This is a genomic window from Lentzea sp. NPDC055074 (assembly GCF_053608005.1).
Window position 1 is genome coordinate 94,835 of record NZ_JBSGUQ010000018.1, and the last position, 14,592, is coordinate 109,426.

Annotated in this window: 13 protein-coding genes; 4 read left to right on the forward strand and 9 right to left on the reverse strand. The window is 68.6% G+C overall.

Annotated elements, in window-relative coordinates; genetic code table 11:
• Positions 1 to 23: 23 nt before the first annotated feature.
• Complete coding sequence (locus tag ACWF7A_RS33090) at positions 24 to 2,534, reverse strand: PEP/pyruvate-binding domain-containing protein (RefSeq protein WP_452254437.1); 2,511 nt, start codon at positions 2,532 to 2,534, stop codon at positions 24 to 26.
• A gap of 87 nt (positions 2,535 to 2,621) precedes the next feature.
• Positions 2,622 to 3,518 (reverse strand): ADP-ribosylglycohydrolase family protein, encoded by an 897-nt coding sequence (locus ACWF7A_RS33095; protein ID WP_452254438.1) that lies wholly within the window; start codon positions 3,516 to 3,518, stop codon positions 2,622 to 2,624.
• On the opposite strand from ACWF7A_RS33095, the gene ACWF7A_RS33100 reads away from it, so the two are divergent.
• Positions 3,511 to 3,741 carry a hypothetical protein gene (locus ACWF7A_RS33100; protein WP_452254439.1) on the forward strand — a complete coding sequence of 77 codons (231 nt, stop codon included), beginning with the start codon at positions 3,511 to 3,513 and terminating at the stop codon, positions 3,739 to 3,741. The two genes, ACWF7A_RS33095 and ACWF7A_RS33100, sit on opposite strands and share 8 nt — an antisense overlap.
• Here the strand turns inward: ACWF7A_RS33100 and ACWF7A_RS33105 are convergent.
• On the reverse strand, positions 3,716 to 4,267 hold the full coding sequence (locus ACWF7A_RS33105; RefSeq protein WP_452254440.1) for a hypothetical protein: 552 nt from the start codon (positions 4,265 to 4,267) through the stop codon (positions 3,716 to 3,718). The two genes, ACWF7A_RS33100 and ACWF7A_RS33105, sit on opposite strands and share 26 nt — an antisense overlap.
• A 98-nt stretch (positions 4,268 to 4,365) precedes the next feature.
• On the opposite strand from ACWF7A_RS33105, the gene ACWF7A_RS33110 reads away from it, so the two are divergent.
• The gene (locus tag ACWF7A_RS33110) at positions 4,366 to 4,887 is read left to right on the forward strand and encodes an HNH endonuclease (protein WP_452254441.1); all 522 of its coding nucleotides are present in this window, start codon (positions 4,366 to 4,368) and stop codon (positions 4,885 to 4,887) included.
• A 511-nt stretch (positions 4,888 to 5,398) separates the two neighbouring features.
• Here ACWF7A_RS33110 and ACWF7A_RS33115 read toward each other — a convergent pair.
• From ACWF7A_RS33115 to ACWF7A_RS33125, 3 genes are all read right to left on the reverse strand, one after another.
• Entirely contained in the window at positions 5,399 to 8,224 is a 2,826-nt protein-coding gene (locus ACWF7A_RS33115; protein WP_452254442.1) for a vitamin B12-dependent ribonucleotide reductase, read from the reverse strand.
• A 66-nt stretch (positions 8,225 to 8,290) separates the two neighbouring features.
• On the reverse strand, positions 8,291 to 8,761 hold the full coding sequence (gene nrdR, locus ACWF7A_RS33120; RefSeq protein WP_089924179.1) for a transcriptional regulator NrdR: 471 nt from the start codon (positions 8,759 to 8,761) through the stop codon (positions 8,291 to 8,293).
• 274 nt (positions 8,762 to 9,035) lie between these two features.
• Complete coding sequence (locus ACWF7A_RS33125; protein ID WP_452254443.1) at positions 9,036 to 9,320, reverse strand: hypothetical protein; 285 nt, start codon at positions 9,318 to 9,320, stop codon at positions 9,036 to 9,038.
• Positions 9,321 to 9,542: 222 nt separating this feature from the next.
• Here ACWF7A_RS33125 and lexA point away from each other — a divergent pair, with 222 nt between their 5' ends.
• Positions 9,543 to 10,220: a transcriptional repressor LexA gene (lexA, locus tag ACWF7A_RS33130; RefSeq protein WP_452254534.1), complete on the forward strand. Its 678-nt coding sequence runs from the start codon at positions 9,543 to 9,545 to the stop codon at positions 10,218 to 10,220.
• Here lexA and ACWF7A_RS33135 read toward each other — a convergent pair.
• Entirely contained in the window at positions 10,204 to 10,944 is a 741-nt protein-coding gene (locus tag ACWF7A_RS33135) for a helix-turn-helix domain-containing protein (RefSeq protein ID WP_452254444.1), read from the reverse strand. The two genes, lexA and ACWF7A_RS33135, sit on opposite strands and share 17 nt — an antisense overlap.
• Positions 10,945 to 11,053: 109 nt before the next feature.
• Here ACWF7A_RS33135 and ACWF7A_RS33140 point away from each other — a divergent pair, with 109 nt between their 5' ends.
• Positions 11,054 to 12,163: a cytochrome P450 gene (locus ACWF7A_RS33140; protein WP_452254445.1), complete on the forward strand. Its 1,110-nt coding sequence runs from the start codon at positions 11,054 to 11,056 to the stop codon at positions 12,161 to 12,163.
• Here the strand turns inward: ACWF7A_RS33140 and ACWF7A_RS33145 are convergent, their stop codons facing one another.
• Together ACWF7A_RS33145 and hflX are read right to left on the reverse strand one after the other, a co-directional pair.
• On the reverse strand, positions 12,164 to 13,120 hold the full coding sequence (locus ACWF7A_RS33145) for a hypothetical protein (RefSeq protein ID WP_452254446.1): 957 nt from the start codon (positions 13,118 to 13,120) through the stop codon (positions 12,164 to 12,166).
• Entirely contained in the window at positions 13,117 to 14,577 is a 1,461-nt protein-coding gene (hflX, locus tag ACWF7A_RS33150; RefSeq protein ID WP_452254447.1) for a GTPase HflX, read from the reverse strand. The genes ACWF7A_RS33145 and hflX overlap by 4 nt, the downstream gene beginning before the upstream one ends.
• Positions 14,578 to 14,592 lie beyond the last annotated feature (15 nt).

Consider the following 14,592-nt stretch of genomic DNA (forward strand, 5'->3'; position numbering starts at 1 on the left):
CGACATTACGCGTCCGGACGGGTTCACGAGACGTCAACAGGCGGTTCCAGCGTGGTGATCGCGCCGGTGCTGCCGTCGACGGTGATGCGCTCGCCGGTCCTGATCCGCGTCACGGCCTGACGCACACCTACGACCGCCGGAATGCCGTACTCACGCGCCACGACCGCGCCATGCGAGTTCGCGCCGCCCATCTCCATCACAAGACCGCCCGCTGTCAGGAACAGCGGCGTCCAGCCCGGGTCCGTCGACGGCGCCACGAGGATCTCGCCGGGTTCGAGATGCGCGCCGACCGGGTCCATGACGACGCGCGCGATGCCGGTGATCGTGCCCGCCGACGCCGGGGTGCCGACGAGGTCGCCCTCCACCGGGCCGCCGTGGTGCACGGCCTCGGGTTCCGTACCGTCCGACAGCAGCACGCGCGGGATGTGCCTGCGCCGCATCTCGCGGTCGTAGACCTCACGGCGTTCGGCCACGAGCGGGCGCAGGTCTCCGTGCGGGGACCGCATCTCCTCGAAGTTCAGGAAGAAGACGTCGTCGCGGGCGTCGAGACGGTCGGCGGCGACGAGCTCGGCGCCGACGTCGGCGACGCGCTTCCGCAGCGCGCCGAACAACGTGATGATCAGGTACTTCGGGTACTCCCGCAGGCCGGCGAGGACCCTGGTGCGGCGCAACGCGAAACGCACGAACCAGCCACGGCCCCAGGCACGTCTGGCCAGCGTCTCGATCATCGCCTCGGCTTCGGCGGCGCCCCGTGCGAAGACCGCGTCGGGGTGGGCCTGGACGTCCTCCAGGAGCAGGAAGTTCTTCACGACGCCGATGACGTGCGCCGGGTCGTCGGACCACCGGGGCAGGCCGAGGTCGATCTCGGCGACGGCGCGGTGACCCCACCGCGCGAGGAAGCGGTCGAGCGCGGCGGGGCGTTCGCCGGCGCGGAACCGCCGCAGCGCCTCGGGGTCGTGGCGGATCTCCTGCGCCAGGTCCCACATCGCCATGTCCATCTCGGTGGTGATGTTGTTCGGCAGGCCGCGCAGCACGGTCTGCAGCTCCCCCGGCCTCGTCTTCACGACCTTGCCGACGAGGCCGAGCATCGCGAACCCGATCAGCGCGGTCGGCGCGAGCCTCGGCAGCACCGGCACGGTGCACTGCTGCAACGCCTGCTCGATCGAGAGGTTCGCGGACCTCTCCAGGACCTCGCGTTCCATCAGCAACGCGGTGCGCACGGCCTTTTCGGGGTTCACCAGTGCCTTCACCGCCGTCACGGGCAGGTGGAACCGGCGGGAGAGCCGGAGCAAGCGCTTCACCGCGGGGGTCGGCGAGGAGTTCCTGATCGCGAACCTCGGGTCGTCGAACAGGCCGCGCAGCACCTCGGAGGACCTCGCCTCCATCACGCCGAGCAGGCGCGTGACGAACTCGCGGCCGACCTTGCTCTGCAACACCTTGGTGGCGTCGAAGAAGATGCGTTCGCCGGCCTCTACATAGGACTTGCTCTTCGGGTCACCGATGACGATCTCGAAGGCGGCCTTGGAGATCTCCCGGAACACCGCGCGGCCCATCGGCGTGATCGGGCGTTCGAGCCCCTGCGCGAGGCTGAAGCAGAAGTAGACGTGTGCTTTGCCGTCCGCGTTGTCCGGCAACGGGAACAGCGTCGTGATCGGCCGCGCCTGAGTGAGGTGCGGTTCGCCCTCGTCGTCGATCGCCCACTCGGTGTCCTGGGGCGACCCGTAGTGCTGCTGCACCTTGCGGCCGAGGACGGCGAGCGCGTGGATCTGCCCGTCGGTGAGGCACTGCTCGTCGCTCTCGGCGACCTCGACGTGCTCGGTGCCGCCGCCGGGCAACGAGCGGATGACGAACTTCTTGTCCCCCAGCCGTTTCTCGACGATCTCACCGTCGTCGACGACGAAGTGGTCGGGGTTGACCGCGCCGGACACAACGGCCTCGCCGAGACCGGGGCTCGCGTCGATGACGATCTGGTCGCGCGTGCCGGTGACGGGGTTCGCCGTGAACATCACGCCGGACACCGCGGACTGCACCATCCGTTGCACGACAACGGCCAGGTAGGTCGTGGTGTGGTCGATGCCGTTCGTCTCGCGGTAGCTGACCGCGCGGTCCGTCCACAGCGACGCCCAGCACCGGCGCACCGCGTCGACCACCGCGTCCTCGCCGACGACGTTGAGGAACGTGTCCTGCTGGCCCGCGAAGCTCGCGAACGGCAGGTCCTCGGCCGTGGCGCTGGACCGGACGGCCACCGGGACCCCAGGATCGCGATCGTCGCCGAGTGCACGGTACTCGGCGACGATCGCGGCCCGGATCTCCTGGGGCACAGCGGTTTCCAGCAGAGTCCTGCGGGCGTTCTCCGGAGTGGTGCCCGCCAGCTCGTCGGCCCGCGCAACAGCGCGGTAGGCGTCCGTGGTGACGCAGAAGCCCTGCGGCACCGGCAGGCCGGCCCTGGTGAGCTCACCGAGGTTCGCGGCCTTGCCGCCCACGGTGGCGAGCATCGTGCCGTCGATGGACTTGAAGCCGATGGTGAGCGCCATGGGTCCCCTCCAGGTTCCGCCTGAAGAGGAGGTTACGAGCGTTCGGCCAAAAACTCAACACGTGATGAATAAATCACGCCACCGGGATCACAACTCCTGCTCAGAGCGGTGCGCCCAGCCCGGGAGGGGCTCGCGGGACTGCCGCCACTCCTCCGGCGGGCTCCCGATGACACCGCCGACGATCGCGGCCGTGGTGTCGACGTCGCCGCCCGCCCTGACGCACGCGATGATCGCGGCGCGGTAGTCGTCGAGGTGGTGGGCGGCTACCCAGAGCGTGAACGGCACGGTGTCCTGCGCCGTCACGCGCGAGCCGTTGCCCAGCACGTACGCGGCCTCCTCAGCGCTCCCGATCCTGCGCGCCTTGTCGATCCCCTTGCGCACGAACGAGTCTTCGAGGTGGTCGAGCACCGTCCCGAGCAGATCCCGCGGTGGCACGCCGGCCAGCCGGGCCCGGGCCGCCGCTGCCGCCGCGTGGGCCACCGCGAGGCCGCCCATGACGCCCTCCGGGTGCTGGTGCGTCACCTCGCTCGCGCGGATCGCCTGTGTCGTGACGGTGGCGGGATCGTCGGCGAAGTAGGCACCCAGCGGAGCGATCCGCATCGCGGCCCCGTTGCCGCACGAGCCCTGGCCGCCGAACGCGCTGGAGGCGGCCTCTCTCCACGGCGTGCCCTGGCGGATCTTGCGCAGGATGATGAAAGCCCCAGCGCCGTAACCACGATAGGGCTCGCAGCGGTCGGCGAACGTCGCCGCGAGCCGGGTCTGGTCGACGTCTCCGTGGTCACGGAGCTCGGCGACGAGGTTGCAGGCCATCTCGGTGTCGTCGGTCCACTCCCACGGACCCTGTGGCGGCTTGCCGGCCACGAGGTCGGGCAACGAGCGGCCGACCATGAAGAACTGAGCGCCCAGAGCGTCGCCGACGGAGAGCCCGTCGAGCGAGGCGTATGCGAGGTCCAGGCGCGCACGAGTGTGCAGAACTATGCGCATCACCTGCGATTTTACCGTTCTGACCTCGGCTGGGCACCTGGATTCGGACCTGCGGGAGCTCCGGCTGGAGCACGTCGCGTTGACGGCGACGTTCTACTCGCGCGCGGACCTGGTGCACGTGCCGATCGAGGACATCGCGCCGAACGAGGTCGCACTGGTGTGGGCGGAGCACCGGCAGACGCCGCTGCTCGCCGAGTTCACCGCGACAGCCCTGCAGGGGTGAAGACGAAGCTGTCGCGGAAGCCTCCGTCGCCTCGCCGCGTCGCCATCAACCGCATCTCCGGCATGAAGTGGAAGAACACCAGCGAACCCGACCGGTCCGGGTAGCCGAGCGTCTTCGAGTACTTGGGGTTCGTGCCGCCCAGCCACAACGGCGGCTCGCCGTACTCGGCGATCACGTCGTCGAGCAGGCAGTCCCGCTCCCCCAGAACCCCGGGGATGCGGCTGTCGGCGTCGAGGCTGAGCCAGCCCTGCCGGTGCGCGAGGTCCGCGTACACCGACGCCATGACGTCCTCGCTGCGGTGCCCGAGCGCCTCGTGCACCGCGCCGCTGACCATCGCCGCGTTCGCCGCGCCGCGCTTGACCAACGACTCGAGCTCGACCTGCCAGCGGTCCGTGCGGTCGTCGGCGAACGCCAGCGCGTCGAGCAGGGTGAGGATCACCGCCTCACCGCCGTACATGCCGGGACGCCGGACAGCGGCGTTGAGCTGACCGAGCAGGTACCGGCGTAAGTCGTCGAACGAAGGCATCTCTCCCCCTTAATGCGAGATGTTCTATCAGTTGCGGGTGAGCGAAACGGAATCGCCTTCATGACCGACAGGAGAGGCAACAACTGGGGAAGGATCACATGAGCACCAGCAACCAGCAGATCGTCGCGTACTGGGTCGAGCACGAGGTCGACCTCGTCATCGACTGGAGCACCGCTCACGAACGGTGCTGGCGCTGCGGTTACAGGTCCTCACTGGAGCAACACCTCGTAGTTCCCGCGTCAATGGGTGGCAGTCGCACCACGGACAACCTCGTGCTGCTGTGCGGGCGGTGCGTCGGCGAGTCGCCGAGCCACGTGGACCCGCAGTACCTGTGGCGGTGGCTGCGCGCGACGTCCGCGTCGTCGTTCGACACGTACTGGACGTTGCGCGGCTGGGAGGAGTTCGAGGTCATCTTCGGCCGCAAGCCCCTGGAGTGCTTCAAGGAGGCCGCGGTCAACCACCGTTCGCTGAACGCCGAGTGCCGGGCGCTGGCGGCGGACGAGTTCGCGCGGACCGTGGTGCGGTTCGGGGAAGGGCGGCTCAACCCGTCGACGATCGCGTGCGTGATCGCGGAGATCGAGAAGAAGCTGGCGGACCGTCACGGCATCAAGCTGCCGTGACGGTCCGCTCGCACTCTCAGCTGTTACTTCTTCTTGCTCGACTTCGGCGTCTGAGCCAGCGCGCTGGCCGCTGAAGTCTTCTCAGACCTGGTCGATCGTGGATCCGCGAGCACCTTGGATGCTTTCGAGGCAGCGGCAGGGCTCGTCTGTCCCTTGCTCGCTGGAGACTGCGCGAGAGCACTCGCGGCCGCAGACTTCTCGGCGGCAGTCGACTTGGGGTTGGACAGCACCTTGCTGGCGCTCGATGCGGCCTTTGAGCTTGTCTGCTTGCTGTTTCTTGAGTTCACTTCGTTCTCCGTATCACTCGTTTGGCACAAGCGTCCGGAACGTGATGTCATGCGGTTGATGGACCGCGCGGGACACCACGTCCTGACGCCACGAACACCCGGCCCTGCCAGGCCGGGTGTTCGTCGTTCCGGGGCTTCTGACCGCCGGTACGTACAGGTGGGGCCTCGAACGCGCGAAGCGTCGAGGCCCCAAGCCACTGTTCAGTTGAGCCCAGCGGCGGCGATCAGCTGCAGCCGGAGGTGCTGCCGCAGCCCTCGCACAGGTAGCACGAGCCGGCCGGACGCATCTTCGTGCCGCACGTCATGCACAGCGGCGCGTCCGCGGCCTTGCCCAGGTGCAGCTCCAGCAGCTCGGTCGAGCTGCCGACCTGCTTCGGCGCGGCGGCCTCGACCTCGACGGCCGGAGCCGCCTCCACCGATCCACGCAGGCCCTCGAGGTCCACGTCGGACGTCGCTGGAGCACCGTACTCGCCCGCGACCTGCGCCGAACGCTCGTCGGCGGTGAAGATGCCGAGCTGCGCGCGCTTGTCGTAGGACAGGTAGTCCAGGGCCAGGCGGCGGAACAGGTAGTCCAGCACCGACGTCGCGATGCGCACGTCCGGGTCGTCCGTCATGCCCGCCGGCTCGAAGCGCAGGTTCTGGAACTTCGAGACGTAGAACTCGAGCGGGATGCCGTACTGCAGACCCACCGAGATGGACATCGAGAACGCGTCCATCACGCCGGCGAGCGTGGAGCCCTGCTTGCCCAGCTTGACGAAGATCTCGCCGAGGCCGTTGTCCGGGTACGAACCGGCGTGCAGGTAGCCCTCGGCGCCACCGACCGTGAACGACACGGTCTGCGACGGGCGCTTCTTCGGCAGGCGCTTGCGGACGGGGCGGTACTCGACGACGGTTTCCGAGGCCTTCTTCTCCTCGGTGGCCTTCGCGCCCTTGCCCGCGGACAGCGGCTGGCCGACCTTGCAGTTGTCGCGGTAGATCGCGAGCGCCTTCAGGCCGAGCTTCCAGCCCTGGTAGTAGATCTCCTCGACGTCCTCGACGGACGCGGTCTCCGGCATGTTGACCGTCTTGGAGATCGCGCCGGACAGGAACGGCTGCGTGGCCGCCATCATCCGCACGTGGCCCATGGGCGCGATCGAACGCTCGCCCATGGCGCAGTCGAAGACCTCGTAGTGCTCGCGGCGCAGGCCCGGCGCGTCGACGACGTGGCCGTGCTCGCCGATGAACTCGACGATCGCCTCGACCTGCTCGTCCAGGTAACCGAGGGCCTTGAGCGCGCGCGGCACCGTCTGGTTGACGATCTGCATCGAGCCGCCGCCGACGAGCTTCTTGAACTTGACCAGGGCCAGGTCCGGCTCGATACCGGTGGTGTCGCAGTCCATCATCAGGCCGATGGTGCCGGTGGGGGCCAGCACGGACGCCTGGGCGTTGCGCCAGCCGTTCTTCGCGCCGATCTCCAGCGCCTGCTGCCAGGCCTCGGTCGCGACCTTGTGCGTGGCCGAGTCGTTGGCGCTGTAGGTGCGGATCAGGTCGTTCGCGGCGGCGTGCTTGCGCATGACGCGCTGGTGCGCCGTGGCGTTGCGCTTGTAGCCGTCGTACGCGCCGACCATGCCCGCGAGCTCGGCGGAACGGCGGTACGAGACACCGGTCATCAGCGAGGTGATGGTCGCGGCGAGCGCGCGGCCGCCCTCGGAGTCGTACGCGTGGCCGGTCGCCATCAGCAGCGCGCCGAGGTTGGCGTAGCCGATGCCGAGCTGGCGGAACTTGCGGGTGGTGTCCGCGATCGGCTCGGTCGGGAAGTCCGCGAAGCAGATCGAGATGTCCATCGCGGTGATGATCAGCTCGACGGCCTTGGCGAACGTGACGGCGTCGAAGCGGCCGTCGTCACCGAGGAACTTCATCAGGTTCAGCGACGCGAGGTTGCAGCTCGAGTTGTCGAGGTGCATGTACTCGGAACACGGGTTGGACGCGGTGATGCGGCCCGACTCGGGGCAGGTGTGCCAGTCGTTGATCGTGTCGTCGTACTGGATGCCGGGGTCGGCGCACTCCCACGCGGCCTTCGCGAGCTTGCCGAACAGCTCCTTGGCGTCGACGCGCTCGATGACCTCACCGGTCTGACGGCCGCGCAGGCCGAAGTCGTTGCCGGACTCGTAGGCGTGCATGAACTCGTCCGACACGCGGATCGAGTTGTTCGCGTTCTGGTACTGCACCGACACGATGTCCGCGCCGCCGAGGTCCATGTCGAACCCGGCGTCGCGCAGGGCGCGGATCTTGTCCTCTTCACGCGCCTTGGTCTCGATGAACTCGACGACGTCCGGGTGGTCGACGTCGAGGACGACCATCTTGGCCGCGCGGCGCGTGGCGCCACCGGACTTGATGGTGCCCGCGGACGCGTCGGCGCCGCGCATGAACGACACCGGGCCCGACGCGGTGCCGCCGGAGGACAGCAGCTCCTTCGACGAGCGGATGCGCGAGAGGTTCAGGCCGGCACCGGAGCCGCCCTTGAAGATCAGGCCCTCCTCGCGGTACCAGTTGAGGATCGACTCCATCGTGTCGTCGACCGCGAGGATGAAGCACGCGCTGACCTGCTGCGGCGAGCTCGTGCCGACGTTGAACCACACCGGCGAGTTGAAGCTGAACACCTGGTGCAGGAGCATGTAGGTGAGCTCGTGCTCGAAAATCTCGGCGTCCTGCTCGCCACCGAAGTAGCCGTGCTCCTTGCCGGCGCCCACGTAGGTCTTCACGACCCGGTCGATCAGCTGGCGCAGCGACTGCTCGCGCTTCTCGCTGCCGACGGCACCGCGGAAGTACTTGCTGGTGACGATGTTGGTGGCGTTCACCGACCACGACTCGGGGAACTCGACACCGCGCTGCTCGAAGTTCACCGAACCGTCGCGCCAGTTCGTCATGACGACGTCGCGGCGCTCCCACGTGACCTCGTCATAGGGGTGGCGGCCTTCGGTGGTGTAGACGCGCTGGATCTTCAGCGCGGCAGGCTTGGCAGCCGCCCGTGCGGCTGTCTTCTTGGCTGAGCCGCCGACGGTCTCGGTCACGGTGGATCTCCCTCGTGCAGGTGCTTGGAAAAAGATGGTTGCCTCACGCGCTTTGGTGCGCGCGGATCACTGCTCGGCCGGTGCTTCCTCGGCTCTCGCAGTGCGAAGATCAAGAATTTCCTTCTCGAAGTCCTCGACGGACGAGAAGGACCTGTACACGCTCGCGAAGCGCAGATAAGCGACCTCGTCGAGCTCACGCAGGGGGCCGAGAATGGCGAGCCCCACCTCGTGGCTGGCGATTTCCGCGCACCCCGTCGACCGGATCGACTCTTCCACCTGCTGTGCCAGCACCTGGAACGCGTCCTCGTCGACCGGGCGGCCCTGGCACGCCCTGCGCACGCCGACGACCACCTTGTCGCGGCTGAAAGGCTCCGTCACGCCGGAGCGCTTGACCACGGCGAGAACCGCTTCTTCGACCGTGGTGAACCTGCGGCTGCAGCTGTTGCAGGAGCGCCGACGACGGATCACCTGACCCTCGTCGACCTCACGGGAGTCGACCACCCGCGAGTCCGAATGGCGGCAGAACGGACACCGCACGCCACCTCACCCCTTCCCCCGCGCAGCATCCATCGCAGCAGCCTCACTGGTCGGGTTACCCACAACCTGTGGACTACTTACAACGGTGCAACCACTAGATGTAGGGGTAGAACCTAGATCGCAACCCAACCCCTGCGCAACTCGACACGGCGCATCGCGTGTCACCCTGTTGGGCGAACCGGCGACGATCAGGGGTGATTACGCAAAAAAGCCCGCCGATGACGGAGCGTTCACGTCACGGCGGGCACCGGGAACACAAGATGTAGGGGCAGACCTACGGGGTGACCCCCGCCTGCTGTAGGTAGAGCACACCGAGCGCGACGACCGTCAGTGCGCTCAGGACACCGACCGCGACGAGTTCGAACAACGACTCGCGCTTCGGCCGGACCTCGCACGAGCTCGACTCGCGCCGGGCGGGCACCACGACCGGGTGCGGCCTCGTCGCCGGGCGGCGCGGCATGACCCGGGGACCCGAACGGAGTGGACGCCCCGCTGCGACGTCCGCGTCCTCGACAACGCGCAACCGCTTCTCGACGAGCACCGCCATCACGACCTCCATCGCAGGTCAAACACTTTGATCGAACAGGGGTTCGATCGAACGTCCGTGCGAATTTCTACCAGACCCGCACTCCGAACGCCACAACACGCGCCCAAATACCTCGAACAGGTGTTTGATCTGTGCAGCAAACACGACTACCGTCGAGCACGAAGATCGACGGAGGCCGGAATCCCATTCGAACTGGGGGCGGCGAGGAGGACAGCGACCGTGGCAGGCAAGACGATCGAACCGGATCCCGCTCTTGTGGAGACACAGTTGAATGAGATCGCGGGGAACGCCGGCCTGACCCTGCGTCAGCGCAAGGTGCTCGACGTCATCCGCGATTGGGTCGACCGTTTCGGTTACCCGCCGAGTGTGCGTGAGATCGGTGAGGCCGTGGGCCTCACGTCGACCTCGTCCGTCGCGTACCAGCTGCGCGCGCTGGAGCGGAAGGGCTTCCTGCGCCGCGACCCGAACCGCCCGCGCGCGGTGGGAATGCTGCCGAACGAGATCGACGCCGGTCTCGACCCGATGTCCAAGCCGACGCCCGCGTACGTGCCGATGCTCGGCCGGATCGCGGCCGGTGGCCCGATCCTGGCCGAGGAGTCGATCGAGGACGTGTTCCCGCTGCCGCGTGAGATCGTCGGCGAGGGTGAGCTGTTCCTGCTGCGCGTCGTCGGTGACTCGATGGTCGACGCCGCGATCACCGACGGCGACTGGGTCGTGATCCGCAAGCAGCCCACCGCCGACCAGGGCGAGATCGTCGCCGCCATGATCGACGGCGAGGCGACGGTGAAGACGTTCAAGCGCAAGGACGGTCACGTGTGGCTGATGCCGCACAACCCGGCCTACCAGCCGATCAACGGCGACGAGGCCACCATCCTGGGCAAGGTCGTGACCGTGCTCAGGCGCCTTCCGTAGCTTCTCCGCGGGCCCGCTTCTTCTTCTCGAAGTAGGCGAGCCACTTCTCGCGCGTGGCGTCCATGTCCACGACGACGAAGGCGAAGAACTGGCCCATGTCCTTGAGGCGGGCACCGACCGGCGTGTCGAGACCGAAGATCTCGGCACCGTCCAGTCCGGTGTCCGCCCAGGTCGCGTTGCGCTGGCCGCTGGAGAGCCACGCGCGGTACCAGAGGTCGTCGCCCAGGAAGTAGCGCACGCGTTTGCCGTCGCGCTCGCTGTGCAGCAGGTCGATCTCCTGCAGGTAGGCCGTCGAGCGGGAGACCGTCGCCGGGCTGACCGACAGCCGCAGCACCAGTTCCGTCGCGGTCAGGCTGCCCTTGTCGGTCATGAAGATCTCGGCGAGGATCCGCGCCGCCGTGCGCGACAGCCCGGTCTGGCGGAAGACCGCGAGCAGCCTCAGGTGGAACTCCTGCACCTTCGCCGGGCTGCGGTCGAACGAGTACGCCTCCTCGTCGATGTCGAGGTCGTCGACCGACGGCATCCGGCGCATCGCCCGCTCGCTCGCCGCACGGTGTGCGGCGCCCGGCCGGTAGCTGTTGTGGCCGCCGTTGCGGGCCACCTCGCGCTGGATCGTCGAGGCCGGCCTTTGCAACCGCCTCCCGATCTCGGAGTACCCCAGCCCGTCCCAGAGGAACTGGGCGATGAGCTGCCGTTCTTCTTCGTCTAGCCGCTTACCAGGCACAACTCCATGGTGCCTTGCACCTCAGGCCATTGCAATGAGTCTTTTGACTTCGTCCGCAAACGTTTTTAGCTTGCAGGGAGGGGAAATAACCTCGTTGCAAGGGGGAGCAATGCCATTGAGTCCGATGTCGTTCCCGGACGGGCACGACGGCTGGCGGGCGCACGACCACGCCACGGTGCGCGCGGTGCTCGCGGACGACCGGTTCAGCATCCGGCCGGACCTGATGCACAACCCGTTCGGGCCGGGGAGCCCTGGCGACGCGCCGCCGTCGCCGCCCGGCGCGTTCACCGACCACGACCCGCCGGACCACACGCGGTACCGGAGCAGGCTGACCGGTCAGTTCACGGTGCGGCGGATGCGGCTGCTCGCCGAGCGGCTCGAGGTGATCACCGGCGAGCACCTCGACGCGCTGGCCGCGCAGGGGTCGCCCGCCGACCTGGTCGAGCACTTCGCGGTGCCCGTGCCGGGGTTGATGATCTGCGAGCTGCTCGGGGTGCCGTACGAGCGGCGGACGGAGTTCCAGCAGGACGCGATGCTGCTGACCGGGGGCAGCGGCGCGGAGGCCGACGAGGCCGGCGCGATGTTCGCCGCGTTCGAACGGCTGCAGCTGTTCATGCTGGAGATGGTCGCGGCCAAACGGGCGCGGCCGACGGACGACGTGCTCAGCGACCTGGTCCACGCGGAGCACGACCTGAGCGACGACGAGATGGCCGCGATGGGCATGGCGTTGCTCGGCGGCGGGCTCGACACGACGACGAACATGTTGTCGCTCGGGACGCTGGAGCTGCTGCGCGAACCGGCGCGCGTGCGGGCGATGCTCGCTGATCCGGGGGCGGCCGTCGAGGAGCTGCTGCGATATATCAGTTTAACGCCCGCCACGGCGCGGACGGCGTTGGAGGACGTCGAGATCGACGGCATCGTCGTGCGCGCGGGTGACACCGTGTTCGTCGAGCTGGGGTCGGCCAACCGGGATCCGGCTCACTACGCCGATCCCGACGTTCTCGACCTGGCTCGGGGGACGGCGGGGCATCTCGCGTTCGGGCACGGCATCCACCAGTGCATCGGGCAGCACCTGGCGCGGATCGAGCTGAAGATCGCTTATCCCGGGCTGTTCACACGGTTCCCGAAGCTGCGGCTCGCCGTGGCCGAGGACGAGCTGCCGCACCGGGCGAGCCTGGTGATCGGCGGGCTGGAGCGGATGCCCGTCGCCTGGGACTGATCAGGCGCGGCGACGGAAGCGCAGACCGATGACCAGGGCCGCGACGAGCACGAGGCCGCCCAGGGTGAGAGCCAGGGGCCAGTTCTGCCAGGAGCCGCTCGACGAGTCCGCGGGCGCTGCCTGCGGCTGGTCGGCGGCCGGTGGAGGCGTCGTGGTCGTCGGCGCGGGTGGCTGGGCCAGGGCCGCGGCGCCCGCGACGGCGCGGATCGGGGTGCCGGCGCCTTCGGAGGCGGAGAGCAGGGTGCCGTCCGGGTCGAAGGCGATGGCCTCGCCCTGGGGTTCGTTCGGCAGCGGGACGCGGACCGGGTCGCCGGACAGGGCCTTCACGACGTCGCCGTCGGGGACCGGGTACAGGTAGGCGTCGGTGTAGGTGCGCAGGGCGATGACGGAACCGTCGGCGGTCGAGGCGGCCCCGGTCACCAGGCGCGAGTCGAGGGTGCCCTCCAGCGGGCCGCCGGGCGTGTCCGTCGACAACAGCGACACGCGCGTGACCTGCTCCAACGGCACCGATATATCAGTTCGGAGCGGGGCTGTCGGGCGATATACCAGCGCGGAACCGAGGGGTTCCTTGGTGATGATGTACGGCGTCCCGGACTTGTCGATGAGCAGTGCCTCGGCGTCGTGCTTGCCGTCCGGGTACGTGACGCGGAACCGCTCCACGGCGCCGGAAGGCGAGACCTTGTGCAGGGCGACCGTGGAGCGGGACTTGCTGTTGTCGCCGGTGTCGGACGCCCAGAGGGTGCCGTCCGGCGTCATCGCGAGATCTTCGACGTCGAACGGGTCGACGGGCGCGGTGATCGTGCGCTTCACGACGCAGTCGCGGCCCATGACCTGGATGCGCAGCGTCCCGTTGTCGCTGTCGCTGACGGCGAAGAACTCTTTGCCGATGGACGTGAGCCCGGAGAGCTCCTGCATGGCTACCGGGCACACGTCCACCGGTGGAGGCGGGAGGATCAAGCAGGCGTCCCGTTCGTCGCGAACTCCTCGAGCACTCCGGCGAGGTCCGGGCGCACGCGGGCGTTGAGCAGCGTGCCCGACTCCGTGTGCTTCTCGGACAGCACCTCGCCGTCGCGGTGCACGCGGGCGACGACCTCGCCGCGCGCGTACGGCACGAGTGCCTCGACCACGACCTCAGGACGTGGCATCAGCTCGGCGATGCGGACCCGCAGCTCCTCGATGCCGAGGCCCGAGTGCGCCGACACGAACTCGGCGTCCGGGAACAGGTGCCGCAGCCGGGCCATGCCCAGGTCGCCCACGGCGTCGATCTTGTTCACGACGAGCAGCTCGCGCGGCATCGGCGTGCCGGACTCCTCGTTGATCTCGGCGAGGACCTCGCGCACGGCCTTGACCTGCTTCTCCGGCATGCCGTCGGAACCGTCGACCACGTGCACGAGCAGGTCGGACTGGCCGACCTCCTCCAGCGTCGAGCGGAACGCCTCGACCAGCTGGTGCGGCAGGTGCCGGACGAAGCCGACCGTGTCCGTCAGCGTGTACGGCAGGCCTTCGGGCGTCAGCGCGCGGCGCGTCGTCGGGTCGAGGGTGGCGAACAGCGCGTCCTCCACCAGGACACCGGCGCCCGTCAGCGCGTTGAGCAGCGACGACTTGCCCGCGTTCGTGTAGCCCGCGATCGCGACACTCGGGATCTCGTTCGCCGTGCGGCGACCCCGCTTGGTCTCGCGGACGACGCCGATCGCGGCGATCTCGCGGCGCAGCTTGGCGATGCGCGCGCGGATCCGGCGACGGTCGGTCTCGATCTTGGTCTCACCGGGACCGCGCAGACCCACACCGCCGTTGCCACCACCGGCACGACCACCGGCCTGCCGGGACAGCGACTCACCCCATCCACGCAGACGCGGCATCAGGTACTGCAGCTGAGCCAGCTCGACCTGCGCCTTGCCCTCCTTGGACTGCGCGTGCTGCGCGAAGATGTCCAGGATGAGCGCGGTGCGGTCGATGACCTTGACCTTGAGCTTCTCCTCCAGCTGACGCAGCTGGCCGGGAGAGAGCTCACCGTCGCAGATCACCGTGTCCGCGCCGGTCGACTGCACCACGTCACGCAGCTCGGAGACCTTGCCGGAGCCGATGTACGTCGCCGCGTCGGGTTTGTCACGACGCTGCACGACACCTTCGAGGACCTCGGAGCCCGCGGTCTCGGCGAGGCGCGCGAGCTCGGCCATCGACGCGTCGGAGTCGGCGGCGGTGCCCTCGGTCCACACCCCGACGAGCACGACCCGCTCCAGGCGAAGCTGGCGGTACTCGACCTCGGTGATGTCCTCGAGCTCGGTGGACAGCCCGGCGACACGGCGCAGTGCCGCGCGCTCGACGCGTTCGAAGTCACCGGTGGAGAGTTCTTCCTCTTCCCAGGTGGTGTCGAACTCGGGGTCGAACTCTGTGCTCTGGATGTTTTCCGTCATTTGCCCTTCATCGTC

Bases quoted from the DNA above. Each gene is read 5' to 3' on its own strand.
- ACWF7A_RS33090 (WP_452254437.1), bottom strand. From the start codon at position 2,534: ATGGCGCTCACCATCGGCTTCAAGTCCATCGACGGCACGATGCTCGCC.
- ACWF7A_RS33100 (WP_452254439.1), top strand. From the start codon at position 3,511: ATGCGCATCACCTGCGATTTTACCGTTCTGACCTCGGCTGGGCACCTG.
- ACWF7A_RS33095 (WP_452254438.1), bottom strand. From the start codon at position 3,518: ATGCGCATAGTTCTGCACACTCGTGCGCGCCTGGACCTCGCATACGCC.
- ACWF7A_RS33105 (WP_452254440.1), bottom strand. From the start codon at position 4,267: ATGCCTTCGTTCGACGACTTACGCCGGTACCTGCTCGGTCAGCTCAAC.
- ACWF7A_RS33110 (WP_452254441.1), top strand. From the start codon at position 4,366: ATGAGCACCAGCAACCAGCAGATCGTCGCGTACTGGGTCGAGCACGAG.
- ACWF7A_RS33125 (WP_452254443.1), bottom strand. From the start codon at position 9,320: ATGGAGGTCGTGATGGCGGTGCTCGTCGAGAAGCGGTTGCGCGTTGTC.
- ACWF7A_RS33140 (WP_452254445.1), top strand. From the start codon at position 11,054: ATGCCATTGAGTCCGATGTCGTTCCCGGACGGGCACGACGGCTGGCGG.
- hflX (WP_452254447.1), bottom strand. From the start codon at position 14,577: ATGACGGAAAACATCCAGAGCACAGAGTTCGACCCCGAGTTCGACACC.